Raw genomic sequence first — 22,471 nt, 5'->3', positions numbered from 1 at the left:
CCTGTAAATTTTTCCACCGACTTACTTACGGTTTAGAAAGTTTAAAATAATACCTAATTAACATAATAGCTAAAAAAATTCTTATTTACATTAATTAATGATTTGATAAAAAGCTTAAGTTAATTTAACTTAACAAATAAGTATTTTGTTAAAAATAAATTGAAAACATAGTGACTTCAGTAGTACATAAGGAGTAATAATGTCAAAAGATTCACAAACTAATCAATCTATGGATAACAAAGATGATTCTTTTACTAAGTCAGATTTGATTCAAGAGTTTTACTTAGAAAGGTACAAATATATTCTTCAAGAAATTCGTTCATTAAATGAAAATATTCATAAATATCTAACTTTATTTCAAACACTAGCTACTGCTATTGCTACTGCTGGAGTTGCCTTATTTGTAGGTCGGCAGCAACTTAATCTTACTCCTGAAATCACTAAAGTAGCACTTCAAGGTTTGCTGGGACTACTTGTGATTTTAGCTGCATTTGTTGTGTTCTCAATTGTAGCAGGGATATTTTCTTGGTTAGATTATAGAACTGAAGAAGTAGAACTTTTAAATAAAGTTGTTGGTGTTGGTTTTCGTAAACTTCCTAAAAAAAGTAATTTTTGGCGTTGGCAGGAAACTTATGTTCTTTTTTTTGTTGTGATTGTTGTGATCATCATCATTAGTTACGTACAAAGCTACATCATCCCACTCATTAAATAAATCCAACATGATAGAAGGACACGATTATATAGGAGTTGGGGTTGGTGCTGTCATATTCAATGACAAAGGACTACTATTTTTAGCAAAGCGAGGTCAAGCCGCTAGAAATGAAAGGGGAACATGGGAGTTTCCTGGTGGAGGTGTCCAATTTGGTGAACCCCTCATTGAAGCAATTAAACGCGAAATCCAAGAAGAATATGGAATGCAAATAGAGGTTAAAGATATTTTAGGCGTGTTTGACCACATCTTATTAGAAGAGAAACAACACTGGATTTCTATCACATATATAGCTTTACATTTTACTGGTGAGCCAAGGATTAATGAGCCAAATAAGTGTGAATCTATTGGATGGTTTACTCTAGAAGATTTGCCACAGCCTCTGTCAAAAATTACTCAATTAAACTTACACACGTATCTTTCAGATTATCTATATAAGTCAGATGCAGCCGCAGGCTAAAAACTTGCGGTACAGAACAAAAAATTGTTTTTTAAACTAGACTAGCTGGAGTAAATTAGGATGGCATTACAGACAGAGGCTGAAAGACAAGCTGATAAGGTACGTGAATTATCAGAATTTAGCAATCTCTCCTTACCAGGTGTTCGAGAGCAAGTTACTGAGATGCTACGCCTTATTGGACATGAGGGAATCTTTGCCACTTATACAAAGCATGACATATCACATATTGATTTCATGCTAAGGATGCTTGATTGGTTAATTCCAAAAGAGACATCAACTAAGATGACTCCTGCTGATTGGTTGTTGGTTGTTTTATCGATATATCTTCACGATTTGGGGATGTTGGTGACGACTGAGGAATATCAGCAACGAAAAAATAATGAAGAATTTCAAAACTGGCTTAAAAGTCTTGAACGTACTAATGAAGGTCGTGAGTATCTTATTGCTCGAACGCATCGCATGACAGATGATGAAAAAGAACGGTTTTTCTTTCAAGAATATATCCGTAAGGGACATGCTGCACGGATACGTGAATGGATAACAGGCAACCACTCACGAAAATGGGGATCACAAATTAATGCTATTGCCAAAGAATTAGAAAAGCTATTATCACCTTTACCAATTCGCTTTCGTGAATATCTTGGTACTGTGTGCGAAAGTCACCATGCAGATGATTTGGATAAATATGATAAGTATCCTTTGTTTGCGCTATGTGGTGCGACACCTCCATCTGGTGTCAATGTTCAGTATGCAGGAATCTTGCTCCGTACTGTTGATCTTTTACATGTAACGCAAGATCGTACTCCATCTGTTATGTTTCAAACTATTCGACTATCAGATCCTAAAGGAGTTTCGGAATGGGATAGACAATTAGGAACTTTTGCTGTTTATCACATAAACCGGACATTTGAGCTAACAGATCCTGACTCTTGTATTGTTAAAATCTCTGCAAATTTTAGAGAAGAAGCACCTCTGTTTGCACTTCAAGAGTACATTACCTACGCTAACAAACAAATATTTCAATCGAAGCGATGGGCTGAAAAAAGTCAGCAAGAACGAGACGGCAAAGACTATATTTTTCCCTGGCATACAGTCAAAGGTGATGTACAACTTGAAGGTGTACCACCAAGCCCTTTAAAATTTGAACTTGATCGAGGAAGATTACTAAACCTATTAGTTGGACACACAATCTACAATGATGCAACAGTAGCAATTCGCGAATTGCTACAAAATTCAATTGATGCTGTTCGCTTTCAACATCATCTGGATATCAGGAAGGCAAGAGAAAAAGGTCAAACAACAACGCCACCTATAGGAACTGTTAGGGTTAGATGGAAACCTGATAATCGACAACTTATTGTTGAAGATGATGGTATTGGCATGGATAAGGACATCATCGAAAATCATTTAATGATGGTTGGTTCTTCGTACTACAATACATCTCAATTTGAATCTGATTTTAAAGATTTTACTCCAATTTCTCGCTTTGGTATTGGTGTATTAACTTGTTTCATGGTGTCAGATGATATTGAAATTGTTACTTGTCGCGATCGCAAAGGACATCGTATTCGTATGACATCAGTAGATACAGATTACTTGTTGCGAGAAATCCAGCCTGATGATCAGTTACTTGAGGGGCTTGAACCTCATGGTACACGCGTAACTTTACGTCTTCGTGAAACAGTTGATCTCTCTAAAAAAACAATAGAGGAGATTGTCCGATATTGGATTATTCTTCCAGCTTGCCGTGTTGAATTTGTTGATGCTACTCAGGAACCTCAACAGATTGGTTTCAATTCACCTGAAGAAGCTTTGAGATACTTCCATACAGATCAGCTTAAAGCAGCTTCTTTAGAAGATGAAGCTTCAGGTAAGAAATTAGATGTTATTGTTAAAAAACGTTGTGAACAAGGCGAAGATAGAGCAGGACAATACGAACTTGCATTTGCTGTAAACAGCAACTTATGGTTAGAACGTTCATTTGCACAACGTCCTGAAAAAGAATTGCCAGCTGTGTGTATTGAAGGAATTCGTGTATCTAATGGACTGCCTTGGTTTAGCTATCAGTCCAACTTGTATTCTGAACGCTCAATCAGTGCAATTTTATCAGTTAGAAATGATCGCCGCTTCCGAACTACTGTATCGCGTGCAGGTTTAGAAAAAGATGAAGAGTTTGAGCGTATTGGACAGCTTTGTGCCGATATGCTGTTTGAACATCTTACAGATGAAATTAAAAGAATTTCCGATAAACCTGGACAACCACTTTCACAAGCATCCTCCGCTTCATCTGGGCTTTACAGAAATATTTTGAAAGCAACAAATGCAGGTTCTGCAACTCAATATATTGAGTCTTTATATCTAGATTCACCTTCAATAGTGATTGAAAAATTAAATGATGAGTTAAGCTCTAACAATAAAACATCTCGGTCACTTGTTAGTCACGTTGATCTTCAAGCAGAGACAGAGTTTTGGACTGTTGAATCAAGATTGGTAGATTCTCTTGGAACCATTTCTAGGGATTTAGGCCGTGAGTTGAGTCTTAACGAATTTATTGTTGCTCTTGCACCAGGGTACAAAGAACTACAATTTACTCCATTAGTGCCAGATGCACACCTATTTAGTGAAGTTATTTTGAATTCACATCGTCCTGAACTAGCTAAATTTAGCCGTCAACATCAGCAAACAGCTATTAAATGGATTCGACGCACGAGTAATGACATTAATTTTTCTATAAATGTTATAAATTTATTATCTGAAAATTTTGTAAAAGATATAGCTATCAATTATATTTATACCGATCAAGAGCGAAGGAAAAGAAATCCGTTTTTTGAAAATTTAATTAAGGCCTTAAACAGCAAAGAATTGTTTGTAATTCCAATGGATATTGTGAAAATATCAGGTGATGACAATCAAGTACAAATGGTACAAAATAGAATCACTACAATGATTAAGCAGGGCAGTGACTTAGAGAAGCTATGGAGTACATTCAAGGAAGCACTTCTTTATTTAAAAAACCAAAAACCAGATACAATTGATTTATTAAGAGCAGCTTCAGCAGTATATTCTTTCTCATTAAATTCACATTTAAAGCGGAAAGTGTATTATTCTTCACCTTCAGCAGAATCTTACATATTTGCATGGAAAGATGGTGTAGATATTTTGCGTTCAGCTTTTAGAGACATCAACTCTAATATCGATTTACCAGATAGTATTAACAAATTAGTTGCTCACTCTCATATTTTTAATGCATCAAATTACTGGAGAGACTGGTTTAATATTTATTAAAAATTTACATTCAATTTTGAACCGCTAACTCTAGAATCAACTAACTATTTTTATGATGATATTTTTCATCATAAAATTGAATTGTACATATATACATATAATTAATCAATATTTTAATGGTGGGTTGCCACAAAGCGCAACCCACCATACAAGTTTAATTCAACACAGATTGCATGAGTGGTTTATCGGGTGATACATTCCCTGAGCGTAACCATTCTGTCAGGTCTTCGGGGGCTTTGGCTTGCGTGAGGCGATCGCGCAAATCTTTACCTTCGAGAATTTCGCGTTGCAACAGTTCTTGGGCGGTTTCTTCTAACAAGTCGCGGTTTTGTTGCAGAATGCTCAAGGCGATATGGTGAGCATTGTCTACGATTTGTTTCACTTCGTGGTCAATTTCTTGCGCTACTTGAGGACTAATAGCACGGCGAGCGTTACCGTAACCATCAAGAAACTGTTGTTGAATTTTCTCAAAGGCAACTGGCCCTAATTTATCGCTCATACCATATAAGGTAACGTAGCGTTCGGCTAAATCTGTGGCTTTTTGGATATCGTCACTTGCGCCTGTGGAAACTTTGCCAAACACAACTTCTTCGGCGGAACGTCCACCTAATAAGGTAGCAATGCGACCGCGAATTTCGTCTTCAATCATCAAAAAGCGGTCTTCTTCGGGCATTTGAATTGTATAACCCAAAGCCCCAACACCACGGGGGACAACAGAGATTTTTTCAACTTTACCAGCACCCGGCATCAATGCACCGATGATAGCGTGACCAACTTCGTGATAAGCAACGGTCTTTTTCTCGGTTTCGTTGAGTACGCGAGAGCGTTTTTCTAACCCAGCAATTAAACGTTCAATTGCTTCGTTGAAATCTGCCATAACCACCGCTGGGCGATTTTGCCTTGCGGCTAACAATGCGGCTTCGTTGACAAGGTTAGCTAAGTCTGCGCCAGCAAAACCAGGAGTTCTAATAGCGATGGTGGCGAGGTTAACATCATCCGCCAATTTGACGTTACGTGCATGAACTTTGAGAATTGCTTCTCGACCAATTTTATCAGGGCGATCGACCACAACTTGACGGTCAAAGCGTCCGGGACGGCGTAAAGCTGGGTCAAGCACTTCTGGACGGTTGGTAGCGGCAATGATAATTACTCCAGTGTTGGCATCAAAGCCATCCATTTCGGTGAGTAATTGGTTGAGGGTTTGTTCCCGTTCATCGTTACCGCCGACAAATCCACCCGCACCACCGCGAGATTTACCCAGTGCGTCTAATTCATCGATGAAGACAATACAAGGTGCTTGCTGTTTGGCTTGTTCAAACAAGTCGCGCACACGCGCCGCACCCACACCAACAAACAATTCGATAAATTCTGAACCGGAAATGCTGAAGAAAGGAACGCCAGCTTCCCCTGCGATCGCTTTTGCTAGTAATGTTTTACCTGTACCCGGAGGGCCGACTAACAACACACCTTTAGGAATTTTTGCACCTAAGTTGGTATATTTGGTCGCATTTTTCAGGAAATCTACAATTTCTTCGAGTTCGGCTTTGGCTTCATCCACCCCAGCTACATCGGGGAATTTTACCCCAGTGCTACCTTCAGAATAAATGCGAGCTTTGCTTTTACCAACTGTGAGTGCAGCCGGGCCACCACCTTGGCGATTCATTAAAAAGCCCCAAACCCCAAAGAAAATTAACGGTGGTGCAACCCAACTGAGGAGAGTTCCAATCCAACCATTTTGGTCTGGGAGTGGTGCGGCAAACTCAACGTTATTCTCACGCAGAATTTTAGGTAAATCTAAATCGAGGGCGACTGGTGTAGTTGCAAATACTTGTTCAGTCTTTTTACCATCGGCAGTTGGCGTTTTAAGGGTATACTCAATGCGATCGCCACCCACAACGGCGCGGTCTACTTTACCCTGTTGTACTTGAGTAATAAAGTCACTATAAGGTACTTGTGGTAATCGAGGGCCAAAGAAACTAGGAACTATAAAATTAAGCAGTAATAACAGAGTAAACAAAATTAGTAAGCTACCCCCAAACTGCCTGATTCGCGGCGGTTTGATGGAATTTTTGTTATTTTTTTCTACAGGCATTTTGATGTATCCTCAATTTAGATTTGTCATTAGTCATTGGTCATTTGTCCTTTGTGTTGACAAATGACAAAACATAAAGTCCCCCATTCTAAATTCCTAAAAAGCTTACTACCTGGGTTGCTTCATTTCAGACTTCAGACTTCAACCTTCATGTGTATTTATATGAATATTGTAGAGAGTCTTCCATTGCGCCTAGATTCGGGTATACCCTACAGAAACAGGTGAATTGCCGTACTGCTATGGAAAATCAACTCAGTTTTATTGTCAAACTACTTGTACTATCAGCGTTGATCTCGCTGTTAATTAAGTATGTACTGCCAAACGTGGCGCTGCCGGCGACAGCAATAAACGCCCTAATTTTAGTTTTATTGCCTACTATAATTATGGCGATCGCTTTATTCTGGCGATTCCAAACCCAGAAACAAACTTAATTTAAATCACCTAGGCGTTGTCGCTAAAATCAGCTAACCTAACTGCATTACCAGAAGCATCACACCAACAGCCGGGAGTCAGCCTGTGAACCTTGGTCAATGGATTGGCTTAATCGCCATAGTTCTCTCTCTATATATATTGTGGCAAATCAAAGAAGTATTGTTACTCATGTTTGCCGCCGTGGTGTTAGCCACCACCTTAAATCGGTTAGCAAAGCGCTTCCAAAACTTGGGGATGAAAAGGGGATTTGCTGTACTCCTTTCAGTTGCTCTGTTTTTTGCTGCGGTGGTGGTTTTTTTCTTATTGATTGTGCCACCTTTTGCCCAACAATTTCATGAATTAACTTACCGTGTTCCCCAAGGTTTAGAACGCTTTAATAGTTGGCTGGATGAAATGAAAACGAGAGTTCCCAGCCAGTTAGTTCCCTACATTCCCGATCTCAACAGTCTGATTCAGCAAGCACAGCCTTTTATTAATCGCGTTTTGGGGAGTTCTTTTGCTTTTGTTTCCAGTTCTTTAGAAGTTGTCCTGAAAGTTTTGTTGGTGCTGGTGTGGACGGGAATGCTGTTAGCAGATCCCTTAGCCTACCGCAAAGTATTTATTCGCTTATTTCCCTCCTTTTATCGCCGCCGAGTAGATGGTATTTTAAATAAATGTGAAGTCTCATTAGGCGGATGGGTCACAGGTGCGTTAATTGCAATGGGTGTTGTGGGATTGATGAGTGTGGTTGGCTTATCAATTTTGGGTGTTAAAGCGGCTTTAGCTTTAGCTGTTTTGGCAGGATTTTTAAACTTAATACCCAATCTTGGCCCAACACTAAGTTTAGTTCCCGCAATGGCGATCGCTTTATTAGATGCGCCTTGGAAATCTGTTGCGGTCTTAATTCTTTACTTTATTATTCAACAAACCGAAAGTAATTTCATCACACCTTATGTCATGGCGCAGCAAGTTTCCTTGTTACCCGCCGTCACCTTAATTTCTCAATTGTTTTTTGTGACTTTCTTTGGCTTTTTAGGATTATTTTTAGCTTTACCTTTAACAGTTGTTGCCAAAATTTGGGTACAAGAGATTTTAATCAAAGATGTATTGGATGAATGGGGAACTCATCATTCACAAGATGCTGAGGTGGTGATAGTTTGTAATTCTCCTAGTAATCATGATGATTGGCCGGAAGAAAATTCAGCTACTTCTGTTGAGGATACTTTATCCAAAGAAGATTAATCAGATTTACATTTAGAGGATGTTTGAAAAGTCCTGCTGTGTGTAGCAAAAGGTTGTAGATTCCCCTTTCTAAGGGCAGGGCTGTTTCATTTTCTAGAGAAAATAAGTTTAGCACAGGGTATTAGAGGGGCAGGGAGACTCTGCCCTCTACGACTAACCTAAATTCAAACGAAAAAATAAGACTTCCAGATTTTTCTTCTCAGAATGAAACAGCCCTGCCTTATTAAGGGGGTCGCCGCAGGCGGGGGGATCTTAACCGAAACGTATTACTATCATTCTTGTTCAAAAATTAAATATGATTTCTGTATTTAAGCCAAAATGCACCCAGTACGGGGAGGAACAGTGAGAGAAAGTTGTTTAGTTTCTCCTGCGTTATTCCATTCAAATTCTGCGTAGCCAAATAGCAGCTTGCTAGGTTGAGCTTGCAAACTAGTAATATCTATGTTTGCTTGAGCAGATGCTGTGCCAGTATTAACGACTATCATTAATTCTTCTGTACCTAAAGTGCGGGCAAAAACATATAGTGTCCCTTGGGCATAAAGAACTTGATAATGTCCTATCCGCAAAGCTTGGTAAGCTTGACGAATGTCAATTAATTGGCGGTGAGTTTGCAAAATTTCTTGATCCCAATTCGCTTCTAACGGAAAGCCGCGTCGGGAGTCGGGGTCTATTGCACCGGGTAAACCCACTTCATCACCATAATAAATACTGGGCGCACCAGGAAAGGTGAGCAAAAGTAAAGTTGATAATTGGATGCTGGCTTTATCGCCACCTGCAATAGTCATTAAACGTGCGGTATCGTGACTAGCAAGTAAGTTGAGTTGCGTTAGCTGAATTTCCCAAGGATATAGTTGCAATAGTTCTTGGATTTTAGTGGCGTACTCAGCAGCAAATAAAGGTGGATAAGGTTGATAGTCACGACTTTGAACTTGTTCTAAGACTACGCGATCGCCTGCGGTAAAGGCAATTGTCGGCCCGGCAAATAAATAATTCATTACGCCGTCAAATTGTGTCCCATCCAACCACTCACGCGAATCTCCCCACACTTCACCCACAATATAAGCTTCGGGGTTAATAGCTTTAACTCGCTCTCGAAATTCTTGCCAAAAACCAGGAGTTTTAATTTCAAATGGCACATCTAACCGCCAGCCATCAATGCCGAATCTTATCCAATATTCGGCAATTTCCATGATATATTCTCTCACTTCTGGGTTGTCGTGATTAAACACTGGCAAAGCCCGATTATCCGCCCAACCTTCATAATTAGCCGGAAACTCACCATTATAAGGAGAAAGCGGCCAGCCGTGGATTTTAAACCAATTTACCCAAGGCGAATGGGGGCCATTTTCTAAAACATCATGGAAAAAGAAAAACCCACGACTTGAATGATTAAACACCCCATCTAAAACTACTTTGATATTCCGTTGATGGGCTGCTTCTAACAATTCTTTAAACGCTTCATTTCCTCCCAACAACGGATCAACTTGGTAATAATCATGGGTATGATAACGGTGATTACTAGCCGACTGAAAAATGGGCGTGAAATAAATAGCGTTAATTCCTAAACCTTGGATATGGTCTAATCCCTCAATAATGCCCCACAAATCGCCGCCTTTATAACCTTGGAGTGTGGGCATTGCTTCCCAATCTTCCCAACGAGCTTCGTGTAGCAACCGTTTACGCGGCTGTTTGCTTCTGGCGAAGCGGTCTGGAAAGATTTGGTAAAAAACAGCGTGCTTAACCCAGTCTGGTGTTTGAATTTGCATAGGTAATTATTTGTATCTTCAGGAGAGATTGTGGCAAATATTTCTACATTTATGACTCTCACCTATGATGGAAAAATGCCAAAGATTTTAATTGTTAATTTTAGATTTAAAATTTTAGATAGTAGCTTTACTTAGCCTAAGTTTGCTCACGCAAAGATGCAGAGGCGTGGAGAATCCGAGTACAGCAGTTCAATAGGATGCTTTCTAGCCATATCTCTCAGTACGTTAAGGCTAATCCTCATTTTCTTAAAACTAGCAAATCTTTGCATAGCCGTAACACATCCTACTAAATATTTAATTGATAAATAGGCTCTTAAGTTAGTTGACAGTTGTATTACCTTTTTGCAACGTTTATCAATGAAATTCAAATAAATTTTGCTTATTCACTGTGAATGTTACTGAATTAGTTAAAATCTCTATTATTCTCTTACTAGTTGCCACTGGTGTAGCCTTGCTATCCCGTCGGTTGCGAGTTCCTTATGTTACGGGTTTGGTATTAGCAGGTTTACCCATCACTGAATTATTGTCTCATCGCATTGGTTTAGACCCTTCTTTAGTTTTAAATCTGTTTCTACCAATTCTGATTTTTGAAGCTGGTATTAATACAGATGTGAGTCGCCTACGCAGCACGTTTAAACCAATTGCTCTTTTAGCTGTGCCTGGGGCTATAGTTTCCAGCGCGATTATTGCAGTAATGTTAAAACTAGGGCTGGTATTAACTTGGATACCAGCTTTACTTGTTGGCGTAATTTTGGCAAATACAGACACCGTTTCGATGATTGCGGTGTTTAAGGAAATACCTGTGCCTTCTCGTTTATCTACTATTGTTGAAGGCGAAACTTTATTTAATGATGCAGCTGCTTTAGTTTCATTCAACCTGATTTTGCAAGTATATTCTACAGGTTCACTGACGTTAATAGAGGGAATTCAGCAATTGCTATTTATTGCTGTAGGTGGTTGCATTGTCGGTTTAGTCTTAGGTTACTTAAGCATACCTGTATTCGCCCGTTTGGATGATCCTCTGAGTAGTCTTTTGCTAACGGTTGCAGTCGCACTCGGAACTTTTCAGGTTGGACAGTTTATCGGTGTATCTGGTGCTGTGGCGGTAGTTGTAGCTGGATTAATTTTTGGTAATTTGGGACTTTCGCGCAATACTTCGGCTTCTAGTCGCATCACTTTGTTGAGTTTTTGGGAATATGCCAGTTTTACGGTTAATACTTTTATTTTTCTGCTGATTGGTCTAGAAATCAACTTGGTAACGTTCTGGAAAACTTTACCTGCTGTGTTACTGGCAGTTTTAGCTTATCAAGCAGGACGAATACTAACAGTTTATCCACTACTAGCAACAGTTCGGTGGTTCGATCGCCCGATTCCTCTGCGTTGGCAACATTTACTTTTTTTAGGCAACATTAAAGGCTCTCTCTCAATGGCTTTGGCGTTGAGCTTACCAACTACTTTACCAGGTAGAGATGTTTTGATTGCGTTAGTTTTTGGCAGTGTGCTGGTTTCGTTAGTCGGACAAGGTTTAAGCCTACCTTGGCTAGTCAAACGCTTAAAATTATCGAAATTCTCCGAGACGCAGCAGCAAGTTGAAGAATTACAAGCGCAACTGATGACAGGTAAAGCCGCACAGGAAGAATTAGATAGCTTATTGAAATCAGGAGTATTGCCAAAATCAGTATACGAAGAAATGCGATCGGTTTATCAAGTCCGAGTGGCTGGGGCAGAAAAATCACTGAGAGACTTATATAATCGCCGCGTTGATAATTCAGATGCGAAAAATCATGATTTAAGCAAATTAGATGCTATTCGTCGTCGCTTGCTGTTAGCCGAAAAGGGAGTTCTCAACGAAGCGCTGCGTAAGCGAATTCTTTCGGAAGAAATTGTCCGGGGACGGATACAATCTCTTGATGAACAAATGCTGCAACTTGATGATGATTGATAGCTTTTGAATACTGCTTATTTTTTGTACATTTTTATCACTTTTCCCGGACTAATAAACGATATTCCTTGCTGAAAATCAGTGCCAATCATCACTGCTTCAACTATCGGTTCAGATATTGCTGTTGATGATACCCACTCAACAATAAAATTTGCCCCGACACCACCCCGGCTATCATTGCGATTCACAAAAAATTCTGTAGAGGCGAGTGCATCTAGTTGAATTGGCTTTTCTAAATATTGCTCAATTAATTTACCGTTGGAGTCGTAATAACGCACAGAAGTAATAATTATAGGATTAGCCACATCTGTATTCCTAATACTCAAGGTAGCTGCTAAATTAAAAATTTCTTGGCGATTGTGATGATATATCTCAGAATAAATAGGAACATAAATAGTTTGACCCATTGCTATTTTAAAATTCTGATCTAAAGTCACAACTTTATGAGCCTGACCACTCGGAGTTGGCTTAATTTGTGACTTAAGAGAATTTTCTGATGTTTGACAAGCCGTGAGAAAAATAACTGCGATCGCTAAAATAATCTGTAAATAAAACTTCATGCAAATTACTTACAACCCTCGATAAAATCAATGACTTGATGTACACTTCCTGGCTTAGTCGCAATCAAGACAGTCGAACCTGGTTCTAGAACTGTACTACCATTCGGAATCATCAAATCTTCGTGGGGATGAGGTTGATAGCCAATAATCAGAGAGCCACTAGGAAATCGAGCATCTTGTGCTATTTCAGCTAGGCTGCGATTCACTACATAACAATTATTGGGAATCGCCAGTTTTAAAACTTCAATCTGTCCTTGCTCAAAGTGCATCATTGATTCTACTTGCGGATATTCAATGGCATTTACCATTGTGGAAACGGATAGTTCAACGGTGCTAATTACATGGTTGGCTCCTGCTAAACGCAGTGGTTCTGCAAAATCAGAATGGCGCAAGCGACTTAAAATGTGCGTCACACCGTAGTGTTTGGCAAGAGTTACCATTGCTAAGTTCAACGCATCACTTCTCAGGACTGCTACTAAGGCATCGGCTTTACGAATTCCCGCTTCTAACAACACTTCTGTACTCACAGCACTGCCTTCAAACGCCATTGCTCCCACTTGTTCACGGGCATAGCGACAAGCTGTAGGCTCTATATCAATGACGGCAACAGTATGTCCTAGTTCTACCAATTTTTGAGCTAAAGAAAGCCCTACTAAGCCTGCTCCACCAACTAGCACGTACATGGCTACTCCTGATACTCAAAAACTTTTTCCTTTACAGGTTAACAATAAAGTGAATTTGACGAGCTTGTTGGATATTGGGAGAAATACTTTGGTACTTACTCTTTCAACTTTGAGGCACATCAACAACACGCCATTCCTGAATACCCCAACGTTGCAAAATTGGTTCAGCATGAAGAATATCTGCTTCTGTGCCTTCTATGGTTACTAAATAATTGCCCTGAAATACTTGGTCATGATAAAGTTGCGCTGCTTCTTCCGGCAGAAACCAACCCCGCAGCGCACCAATGATTCCGCCCGCTGCTGCACTAGCGCCACTCCCTAAAAGTGTGGCTAAGGCAGACTCAACAGCCAGGGCTGGGCCAAACCCAGGAATCAGCAAAATCCCAAAACCTGCAACTAAGGTAAGTAACCCGGCTGTTCTCGCAGTTGCTAATGCACCTATAGCCGCCCCTTCTGATTGAGTGATATTATTTGCTCTGGGATGATTATCGTCAAGTTCAGGCTGGCGAGTAATTACAGAAATTTTATTCATCGAAAAGCCAGTATTTTTTAATTCGGCGATCGCTTGTAGTACAATTTTGCGATCGCCAAATATGCCAATAGCGTGCTGGAGTTTACCTGAAGCCATTTTGCCTGCCAAAAACATGAATGAGTCAACAAAGCTTTAATCTTTGCTGGATTTGTTTTTAGTCTTAGCAACAAATATGACGAGAAAATGACTATCTATAGATAAATTGTTGACGCTTGATAGGATGAAAAGCTGACTTTACATAACTTGCTCTACGAGTTACTTACCAACAATTTTGTATTAATTACTACGAACTTTTGGCTTTATAATTCTTGATGTTTAGTTATAACATTTAGGAATTACATAAAATAAACTCTTACCTTTACCTATTCATCGCCAAAAGATGTATCTTCCCAAAACGAGCAAATTTATAACTTTTCCGTAATCATCGGGACTGTCACTGAATTACTAAAAAGCACTTCTAAAAGAAACATTTAATTTAGACACTCATGACCAAGTAATTCAACTAATCATCTCTACTATATTTGTTGACGCTAGGATATTTCAGAAGTTACAACAACATCAAATGAGGAGAGAAATAATTCATGAAAATTAGTGAGAAATGAAAATTTTAGCATTAAAATTTATGAGTTATTGATTCATTCATAAACTGATTTATGGCTATCTAGTAAAACCATAGATAACCATAAATTCTCCAGAAATAAAGCAGCAAACATCACCTAAATTTTCCTAATTTAGGGTGAATTCTCTTACTGAAAAAATTACTGTTTTCCCAAGAATAGAGGTTAAAACCACAATGAGACACGAAAAACTTTCTCCTGGGCTGCTGTTGGCAGTGGAAGATTATCAACATGAAGGGCTACCAGCTTTGATGACACACAAGCGATCGCTTGGGATCATGGCACCTAAAAGTATTGTCAAGCCTACCAAAAGCCTGGTGTTTATCTACTGTGACGATGACGCAGATTTAAGCCACTTGGCACAATATGGCATAGAAGTTAATCAAAATGCAGGCCATGTGCGTACAGCTTTCCTCCCCATTGAAAGTTTAGATGCTTTATCAGAAGAACCATCCATCCAGCGGATTAAACCATCGCGTAAGCTCAAACTGCGGATGGATGTTGCACCCCAAGCCGTAAAATTACCAGAATTTAAGAACAAAACTGGACTAAGTGGCAAGGGTGTAATTATCGGTGTGGTTGACAGTGGGATTGACCCAAAACATCCTGCTTTTGCTGGGCGGATTTTACGGTTATGGGATCAAACCCTACCGGGGCCAGGAGTTAAAGAAGGTGGTTATGGTGCGGAATTAACAGATGCCTTACTCACTGTTTCCCAAGATACTGAGGGTCATGGTACTCATGTTGCAGGTATCGCGTCTGGTGCTGATGTTACTTACGGTGGTGTCGCACCAGACGCAGAATTAGTAATTGTCAAATCTGACTTACAGGATGCTCACATTGCTGATGCTATCCGCTACGTTTTTCGAGTAGCTGGTGAGTTAGGACGGCCAGCAGTAGTCAATCTCAGTTTAGGTGGACACGCGGATGCTCACGATGGTAGCGACTCCCTTTCTAAAGTGATTGACGCAGAAACTGGCCCTGGTAGAATTGTTTGCTGTGCAGCTGGTAACGAAGGCAACGACAATATTCATGGTCAAGCTACCATAACCAGTGGACGAATGAAAGGAATGCGGTTTAATGTGCCTTTAAATCAAGTCGGTATTGTCTGGTTGAATGCTTGGTATTCCAAAGACAGCCAATTAGAAGTTTCCTTACGCAGTCCTAACGGTTTTGTCACTCCTTTCCAAAAAATTATTCCTAACGGGAACCCAACCGTAGATCATCAACTCCCCGATGCAAGGGTGCAAATTGTCACGCCCGGCCCAGATGCGTCCAACGGCGACTATAATTTCTTTGTCCAGATTCGCGGAAATGGCCCCTCGCCAGTGATGGGAGGTATTTGGCAGCTAAGAGTCCGTAACACATCTTCTAATGATACCCGCTTAGATGTATGGACATTAGATGATACTTCCTCAGTGTTTTTTACGGGTACTAGTGTTAAAGATTCCCTTAAAATTGGTGCGCCAGGATGTGCTGACAGTGCAATTACTGTTGCTGCCTATACCACCAAAGTTAAGTACACAGATATTGATAACCAAGTGCGAGAAATGGGTTTAGAACCCAACTGCATTTCTGAATTCAGTAGTGAAGGGCCGTTACGTAATGATGCCCAAAAACCGGATGTTGCTGCACCTGGAGCAATGATTGTGTCTGCTCTGTCTTCTAATGCCAATGCTGACCGTTCGATGACGATTAATTCTAAGTTTTTGGCGATGGCTGGCACTAGTATGGCGACACCTTTTGTTACAGGATTGGTAGCATTATTATTGCAGCGCGATCGCAACTTAGATCCCCAAGCCATCAAAGAGCTATTCCGCAAAAACAGTTCAATTCCAGGTAAACCATCTGGAACCTTTGATCATAAATGGGGTTATGGCTTGATTAATACAGAGAATCTGTAATAAGACGTATAAATTGGTGTATTACGTCTGTATAAGGGTAGGTAATCAAAACTTAAAAATTTGATAGCTTAATGTTAGGCCAGTTTCCAACTTGCCTACCCTTTTACTAAGGAAATACTTATGAACTATCAAAAGCTAGGCGCAGCACTGGCGATGGCACTTAATGATGTTCAAGATCCAGCCACGCCAAGTTTAACGGTATTTATCCATACTGAACCAATTTCCGAGGCGGCGATCGCAATTTTACAAAGTTTTGATGTTAGTGATGTTACTAGTGATAAAGATACTTTTACTGCCACCTTATCAGCAAATGCAATTTCCCAGCTATCAGAACAAACTTGGGTAAAATCTTTACAACTCTCCCAAAAGTTAGGGTTGCTGAATAATGGAAAAAGAATGCAAAGTTTCAAAATTTGACAAGTTAATCAAGCTTATAGTTACATCGCTATTCAAAAAAATTTCCCGTTATTACTACAGTTAATAACGGGAATAGATATTATTTTTAATATACTTTAGCAATTATCGAGTCGCAACTTGTGGCCCTGACCACACTTCTGTCTGATCACCAAAAGTTACAGGCTGATCAGCATCTGTTGTATTTACTGTTTTACCATCAGTAGCAACTTTTACCAGAGGCCATTCTTCTTCACCCATTTCTCCTTCGCGGAACAGTACGTGATCTGGTTGGTTTTTACTCCAACCTAGTAACACCGCAATTTTTTCATGCTCTTCTTCCTGGCGAGATGGAGCAACAGTGTTAGTGTGATTTTTTTGTCGATCCCAGATAACTGCACGATCGGTTGCGTCGCCTGTATTGAATACACCCTCAAATTTACGTGCTAAAAAGCGATCGCTTTTTTCTGACCAGCTAACAGGAACCAATACCCCAATTTTGCCATTTTCTTGGATCTGTTCTGGTGGTGCAACATTACTATGTAATAACGGATCTTTGACTTGCGAAGTTGAAGCCATTACCCGCAATTTCTTAGTTTGTCTATCTTCAACAAACATCGTACTGCTAACACGGCTGTTATACATTTCCGGTTTAACCTCCATTTGCACCCGGCTGTAAACAGCATACTTACCATCAGGAGAAACCACGGGTAAACTCCGGTAATAGCGCACCCCACTATTACCTTTTGCGCCAATTGCTTCTTGATTTGCCACAATCCATTTCCAAGGAATTGGATGGGGACTACCAATAGGATCTACTTGTTCTGCTTGCTCATCGCTAGGGAATTCCATTGCGGGTTCATCAGTGGTAGATTCTGATTCTGACTCTTGGGGCATTGGTACAACCCCTGGAATGCGATTTAATGCTGATGAGCCGACAAGAGCATTTTTTGCAGATGCAAAATAATCTTCTTGCCTTAACGACTCAATCTCAGCGGCTTGTAATTTTGTCGCTAACTTCAGATCATTGACGTTGATGTTGGGAATTGGAGCCAATTCTACTGCTGCTAAAGGATCAGTAGTAGTTATATCACCGCTTGTATGAGAGCCATTTTTGATTGCATAATCTGCTACTACTAAAGACTCGATTTTTTGTGCTTGTATCATTGGCTGTTCCCCAACTACAGCCAATTTCTGTGAAAATGAAGTAGATTCTCCGGTGCTGGAGTTGTGCGGAGCATCTTGAAACATTCCTGCTAAATCAGGCTCACCAAAATTAGCCGTCTCTTGAGGTACAGCTTCAGATTCTCCCGCATCAGGAGTAATTTTAGCTACTACTTTTGATTGTTTAGCAGAGGTAGAGTGACCTGATGCAGCAATTAAAGGAGCAATCAGCATCACTACAACAACAGAATTAAGAAATGGTTGCACACGGAACCATCCTGACAGCAAGAGGGGTTTGAGCATGTGTGGACTCTCTAGAAGTGCGGGTGCTGTGTGAGGAGCAATCGATGTCTATGTAGCAAGAAAAAAGGTGATGACTACAGGTATAACAATAAACTCATGGTTTTAACGAGTTGTGAGCAATAATTTTTTTAAATTTGCATTGCGTCACATAAATTGATTATCATTAGCTACACCTTTTGCTGAATAAATACTATTTATTTACGAAAGTTTTGCCAATACAAAGCTAATGCAGATTAATCGCAAAATTACTGCATAAACTCAAATTTTACGCCTTTCACCCATCATTAACCACACCAGAAAACTGATAATTAATTAAGAAGCATAAGGCGCATGATGTTGGCTACAAATACTAGTACAGATTGGCGGCAATAAAGCACCAATTATAATTTGCTCAAAAGCTCACTATATAGGTTTCTTTATTTCAGACTTCAGCCTTTTTGTACTAGCAGCCTACAGGTAGAGCAAATAGCTGAACTGTTGGGATAGACTTTAGCAACTGCCAAGCCGCAGGAGGCTCCCATGATCCCTGCTACAACAGTGCAGACCCCGGTAACGTTGAAAGTGAGTGAGGCGTTACTTTAAAAGCTGGGAAAGCTGACGCACAACATATAATACTCGAAAAACCGAGTTAGTATCCACCCCTGGGAGTAAATTAATATCTAACTGTAACAATTGGAAAAGTGCAGCTAGACTTGTAACTGCATTTTAGGAAAAACCGACTAGCTACTTTGCTTTGGTAAACCTCACAAAGCGCTTTTTTTGTCTCTAGCTGAATCAGCCTACTAAATAAAGTGTCAAGTTGATATCAATTTATCAACATATTGGGTTAAATTATTTTTAGTTTATCAATAAAACTTCGTTTCGCCAACTTTATAGAGAAAATAGGGAATAAGGAGGATAATAATAAGTATCTCAGTAATTATTACCTATTGACTATTAAATATTGATTATTGATTAATGAAAGTTGTATTTTTTGGCACTCCTGAATTTGCTATTCCTACTCTAGAAAAATTACTGAATCATCCAGAATTTGAAATTTTGGCAGTAGTTACTCAACCGGATAAACGTCGAGAACGTGGAAACAAACTTACTCCTTCACCTGTAAAAACACTTGCTCTCAATCATAATTTGCCAGTGTGGCAACCAGAGCGAGTCAAAAAAGATAGTGAAACTTTAACCCAGTTGCAACAAACAGCAGCTGATGTGTTTGTTGTGGTAGCTTATGGACAGATTTTGTCGAAAAAAATCTTGAAGATGCCTAAATTGGGTTGCATTAATGTGCATGGCTCAATTTTACCCAAGTATCGCGGTGCGGCTCCGATTCAGTGGTCTGTATGTAATGGTGAAGCAGAAACAGGAATTACCACAATGTTAATGGATGTCGGTATGGATACAGGTGATATGTTACTGAAAGCAACCACACCTATTAGCTTGTTAGATAATGCTGATAATTTAGCCGAGAGATTAGCGACAATTGGTGGAGATTTATTAATAGAAACTTTGTTAAAACTGAAGTTGCAAGAAATTCAACCAGTTCCGCAAAATAACGCAGAAGCTACTTATGCACCTTTGATACAAAAGCAAGATTACGAGTTAAATTGGTCAAAGAGCGCTATACAATTACACAATCAAATTCGGGGTTTCTATCCTAACTGCTACACAACGTTTCGGAACCAGACTCTCAAAATTACAGCCACCCTTCCCCTTGGTTCTGCTTACGCTGAAGAAATACCACCAGAATTAGCAAAAATATGTCAAAAATTGCCTGATTTATCCAATACATCTGGTAGTCCAGGAGAAATAGTAAGCATTACCAAGGGAATAGGAGCGATCGCCCAAACGGGAGCAGGTTTATTATTACTACGGGAGGTTCAGTTAGCTGGTAAACGTCCTCAGTCGGGATGGGATTTTGTCAATGGGACGCGTTTAAAAATAGGCGAAGTTTTGAAATAATATGAAGTACAAAGTTTCAGACTTCATACTAGCCTTCGGCAAGCCCCTGCGGGTCTACACACTTCATACTTTTTCATAGTAGCGACAATCCTGGCAAGGGCCGTGGGGGTTGACTGCACAGCGCACAATTTCTGACTTAGCGTTATAAATACAAGTTGCATCACCAACTACCCAACGGCCATCTACCAAAGTTTTTTCGGCTGGTCTTTGAGCAAACTGCACGTAGAGGGCTATATTATAAAGTCGATAACGCCCATATTTAAATTGATATCGATGGCGACGCTCTAGTACAGCGTAGGTTTTACCTTGAAAATCAAGATAGTTTCCCGGTTGGGGTGTCCAGTCAAGTTGCACTTTACCGAGGGACTGACGCGGGTGCGTCAGTATCACCTCGGTTGGTAGAGACTCTGGCTCCATAAATTTATGTGATGTGGTTTACATTATAAAAATAGTATCGCAGGAGCCTACGCTTGCTTATCTGACTTCGATTATAATTAATGATTAACTTTTTCTGTGAGCGATTGAGGTAAAGCGATCGCCTCAGACTTAAAATCCAAGGCGATAGATAATTTCGCTATCTCAAAACGACTTGGAAGGAATTCAAATAACCTGTAATAGTTTTGCTGAGAGTTTGTTGTTGCTTTTTCGTGGTAATCGCCATAACTTGATAAAGTCTACCTTCTGCAACGTACATCCGACTTCTGGTAATTTTACCTCCAGCATTCACAAACTCAATTTCTTTGCCGGGATGACCATTGGAACTACGAATATTGCGCTGACGAATTAAATTACTTTTCGTAGTTTTTAAAACCATAGCCTGTGCTTGCTCTAATATGGTTTGGGGATTGGTCAATGTACCATAACTGTGGGGAAACTCATTATAAACAACTACGTACGCAACTTGCTGCTTTGGTGGTTGAGCAAAGAAGATTTCTAAGTCAATTTCCCCCATATAAGTTTTTTGGATTTGGGTTTCTTTACTAGGTGTTCCTGGCATTAATACTGTAAAACGTCCATCAGGCGCACGAAATAACTTCCATTTTGGTTGGACTGGTTGCGCCGCAGTTTCTGGCTTTTGAGTTGCTGGTTGCTGGGGTTGGCGTGCTTCCACAATAAAACAGCTACCACAAACAAGTGTGGCAGCTATGAATGGTAACAATTTTTTGAATGTCATAGTTTTAGCTTTGCTGATGCAGATATCACTGATGATGTTACTGTTATAACCTCGCTGCACACAACGCTGCACCTATTAATCCTACTTGGGTGTTGAGAATAATATATACTGGTACTTCTTCTAAAAGAGAACGCATTCGGCCTTTTTGAGTAAAGTTCAATAAGAAATTACCGTGTTGAATTAAAGGTAGAATTTTCGGTGCAATTCCACCAGCGATGTACAAGCCACCGTAAGGTAAAAGTTTCAAGGCGAGATTTCCGGCTTCTGCACCGTAAGCATCAACAAATAGTTGTAGAGTTTGTTCCGAGAGGCGATCGCTTTTCTGCACTGCGGCTTTACCAATCACAGCACCAGGATCGATGCTTTTCTCTGGCTGTCCGGCTTCTTGTTCCCAGGTTCTCACAGCTTGGGCAATTTCTGGAGATTCAGTTGCATGTTTGCGTTCACCCGCCAGGGTGCCGCGCTCTGCGCGGTCGCGCAAAAATTGGTAAATCGCCACAATACCCAAACCAGAAACAACACGTTCTACAGACACACGCTGGATATCATGTTTATCCAGCAAATATTTCATCAGTTGAAATTCTAACTCGTTGCGAGGGGCAAAGTCGGCGTGACCACCTTCGGAGGGAAAAACTTGATAATGATCTCCCTGCTTCATCAAAAAGCCTTGTCCTAAGCCAGTACCTGCACCAATTACAGCGATGGGTGCTGCTGGTTTTTGTTTCCCTGGTTGTAAAGTCAGTAAATCTTCTGTACTTAAACCGAAAATACCATAACCAACAGCGGCAAAGTCATTAATCAGCGAAATTGCCGCAATACCCAATTCTTGTTGCAGACGTTCGGTATCTAAATACCATGCGAGGTTAGTTAATTTCGCTGTGTTATTGACTACTGGCCCAGCGATCGCAAAACAAGCTTTTTGGGGAGTTCCTGTATTTGCTTTGAGTAAAAACTGCTGTACTATCGGCACTAAATCAGGAAAATCCCCACTGCGATAACTGTCCTCATAAATAGTCTGTAAACCTTGTGTATCCGAGGTTTTCACCAATCGCAAAATGGTTTTTGTGCCGCCGATATCTCCTGCTAATAACAAAGTCATAAATCAATACTGAGTAATTTAGTTGTGGTTTTTGTCAATAGAAATTACGTAGAAAAATGTGCTATTTCACCCTAAACTATTGTGTATCCCTGCGTAAGTCTTGATCAAGTCAATTCAAGATTGAGGCAGAAATCTGGGTAAGACTAGATTAATATTTAATCTTTTCTTGATATGTAACTCTA

At 40.0% G+C, this 22,471-nt stretch carries 18 protein-coding genes; 9 read left to right on the top strand and 9 right to left on the bottom strand.

Features of this window, described 5'->3' with window-relative positions; all coding sequences use genetic code 11:
* The first annotated feature begins 199 nt into the window (after positions 1-199).
* The 3 genes from NCWK1_RS10530 to NCWK1_RS10520 are packed head-to-tail and all read left to right on the top strand — an operon-like array spanning position 200 to position 4,454.
* Entirely contained in the window at positions 200-712 is a 513-nt protein-coding gene (locus NCWK1_RS10530; RefSeq protein ID WP_103124680.1) for a hypothetical protein, read from the top strand.
* 7 nt (positions 713-719) lie between these two features.
* The gene (locus NCWK1_RS10525) at positions 720-1,169 is read left to right on the top strand and encodes an NUDIX domain-containing protein (protein WP_103124679.1); all 450 of its coding nucleotides are present in this window, start codon (positions 720-722) and stop codon (positions 1,167-1,169) included.
* 60 nt (positions 1,170-1,229) lie between these two features.
* Positions 1,230-4,454: an HD domain-containing protein gene (locus tag NCWK1_RS10520; protein ID WP_103124678.1), complete on the top strand. Its 3,225-nt coding sequence runs from the start codon at positions 1,230-1,232 to the stop codon at positions 4,452-4,454.
* A 154-nt stretch (positions 4,455-4,608) separates the two neighbouring features.
* Here the strand turns inward: NCWK1_RS10520 and ftsH are convergent, their stop codons facing one another.
* Positions 4,609-6,546 (bottom strand): ATP-dependent zinc metalloprotease FtsH, encoded by a 1,938-nt coding sequence (ftsH, locus tag NCWK1_RS10515; RefSeq protein WP_103124677.1) that lies wholly within the window; start codon positions 6,544-6,546, stop codon positions 4,609-4,611.
* 239 nt (positions 6,547-6,785) lie between these two features.
* On the opposite strand from ftsH, the gene NCWK1_RS10510 reads away from it, so the two are divergent.
* Positions 6,786-6,977 (top strand): hypothetical protein, encoded by a 192-nt coding sequence (locus NCWK1_RS10510; protein WP_103124676.1) that lies wholly within the window; start codon positions 6,786-6,788, stop codon positions 6,975-6,977.
* An 85-nt stretch (positions 6,978-7,062) separates the two neighbouring features.
* Complete coding sequence (locus NCWK1_RS10505; RefSeq protein WP_096575396.1) at positions 7,063-8,199, top strand: AI-2E family transporter; 1,137 nt, start codon at positions 7,063-7,065, stop codon at positions 8,197-8,199.
* A 308-nt stretch (positions 8,200-8,507) separates the two neighbouring features.
* Here the strand turns inward: NCWK1_RS10505 and NCWK1_RS10500 are convergent, their stop codons facing one another.
* Positions 8,508-9,965 (bottom strand): glycoside hydrolase family 13 protein, encoded by a 1,458-nt coding sequence (locus NCWK1_RS10500; RefSeq protein ID WP_103124675.1) that lies wholly within the window; start codon positions 9,963-9,965, stop codon positions 8,508-8,510.
* Between the two features lie 388 nt (positions 9,966-10,353).
* On the opposite strand from NCWK1_RS10500, the gene NCWK1_RS10495 reads away from it, so the two are divergent.
* Positions 10,354-11,907, top strand: a complete 1,554-nt coding sequence (locus NCWK1_RS10495) for a cation:proton antiporter (protein ID WP_103124674.1) — start codon at positions 10,354-10,356, stop codon at positions 11,905-11,907.
* A 17-nt stretch (positions 11,908-11,924) separates the two neighbouring features.
* On the opposite strand, the gene NCWK1_RS10490 is transcribed toward NCWK1_RS10495, so the two are convergent.
* The 3 genes from NCWK1_RS10490 to NCWK1_RS10480 form a co-directional block, all read right to left on the bottom strand.
* Positions 11,925-12,467, bottom strand: a complete 543-nt coding sequence (locus tag NCWK1_RS10490; protein WP_103124673.1) for a DUF3124 domain-containing protein — start codon at positions 12,465-12,467, stop codon at positions 11,925-11,927.
* 5 nt (positions 12,468-12,472) lie between these two features.
* The gene (locus NCWK1_RS10485) at positions 12,473-13,150 is read right to left on the bottom strand and encodes a potassium channel family protein (protein WP_096575388.1); all 678 of its coding nucleotides are present in this window, start codon (positions 13,148-13,150) and stop codon (positions 12,473-12,475) included.
* A gap of 103 nt (positions 13,151-13,253) precedes the next feature.
* A complete protein-coding gene (locus tag NCWK1_RS10480; protein WP_187308116.1) occupies positions 13,254-13,778 on the bottom strand; it encodes a hypothetical protein in 525 nt (174 codons plus the stop codon).
* A gap of 697 nt (positions 13,779-14,475) precedes the next feature.
* Between NCWK1_RS10480 and NCWK1_RS10475 the strand changes: the two genes are divergently transcribed.
* The gene (locus NCWK1_RS10475) at positions 14,476-16,203 is read left to right on the top strand and encodes a S8 family peptidase (protein ID WP_103124671.1); all 1,728 of its coding nucleotides are present in this window, start codon (positions 14,476-14,478) and stop codon (positions 16,201-16,203) included.
* A gap of 120 nt (positions 16,204-16,323) precedes the next feature.
* Complete coding sequence (locus NCWK1_RS10470) at positions 16,324-16,620, top strand: hypothetical protein (protein WP_103124670.1); 297 nt, start codon at positions 16,324-16,326, stop codon at positions 16,618-16,620.
* 102 nt (positions 16,621-16,722) lie between these two features.
* On the opposite strand, the gene NCWK1_RS10465 is transcribed toward NCWK1_RS10470, so the two are convergent.
* A complete protein-coding gene (locus tag NCWK1_RS10465) occupies positions 16,723-18,063 on the bottom strand; it encodes a hypothetical protein (RefSeq protein WP_103124669.1) in 1,341 nt (446 codons plus the stop codon).
* Between the two features lie 957 nt (positions 18,064-19,020).
* On the opposite strand from NCWK1_RS10465, the gene fmt reads away from it, so the two are divergent.
* Entirely contained in the window at positions 19,021-20,016 is a 996-nt protein-coding gene (gene fmt / locus NCWK1_RS10460; RefSeq protein WP_103124668.1) for a methionyl-tRNA formyltransferase, read from the top strand.
* 63 nt (positions 20,017-20,079) lie between these two features.
* Here fmt and NCWK1_RS10455 read toward each other — a convergent pair whose 3' ends face one another.
* The 3 genes from NCWK1_RS10455 to NCWK1_RS10445 all read right to left on the bottom strand — a co-directional run bounded on the left by NCWK1_RS10455 (position 20,080) and on the right by NCWK1_RS10445 (position 22,289).
* Positions 20,080-20,433 carry a DUF6464 family protein gene (locus tag NCWK1_RS10455; protein WP_103124667.1) on the bottom strand — a complete coding sequence of 118 codons (354 nt, stop codon included), beginning with the start codon at positions 20,431-20,433 and terminating at the stop codon, positions 20,080-20,082.
* Between the two features lie 157 nt (positions 20,434-20,590).
* On the bottom strand, positions 20,591-21,190 hold the full coding sequence (locus tag NCWK1_RS10450) for a hypothetical protein (protein ID WP_103124666.1): 600 nt from the start codon (positions 21,188-21,190) through the stop codon (positions 20,591-20,593).
* Positions 21,191-21,233: 43 nt separating this feature from the next.
* Complete coding sequence (locus NCWK1_RS10445; protein ID WP_103124665.1) at positions 21,234-22,289, bottom strand: glucokinase; 1,056 nt, start codon at positions 22,287-22,289, stop codon at positions 21,234-21,236.
* Positions 22,290-22,471 lie beyond the last annotated feature (182 nt).

It is taken from the genome of Nostoc cycadae WK-1 (assembly GCF_002897135.1).
Classification (GTDB): domain Bacteria; phylum Cyanobacteriota; class Cyanobacteriia; order Cyanobacteriales; family Nostocaceae; genus Nostoc_B.
The sequence above is the reverse complement of the archived record's forward strand: the minus strand, read 5'-3'. Positions and strand labels throughout refer to the sequence as shown.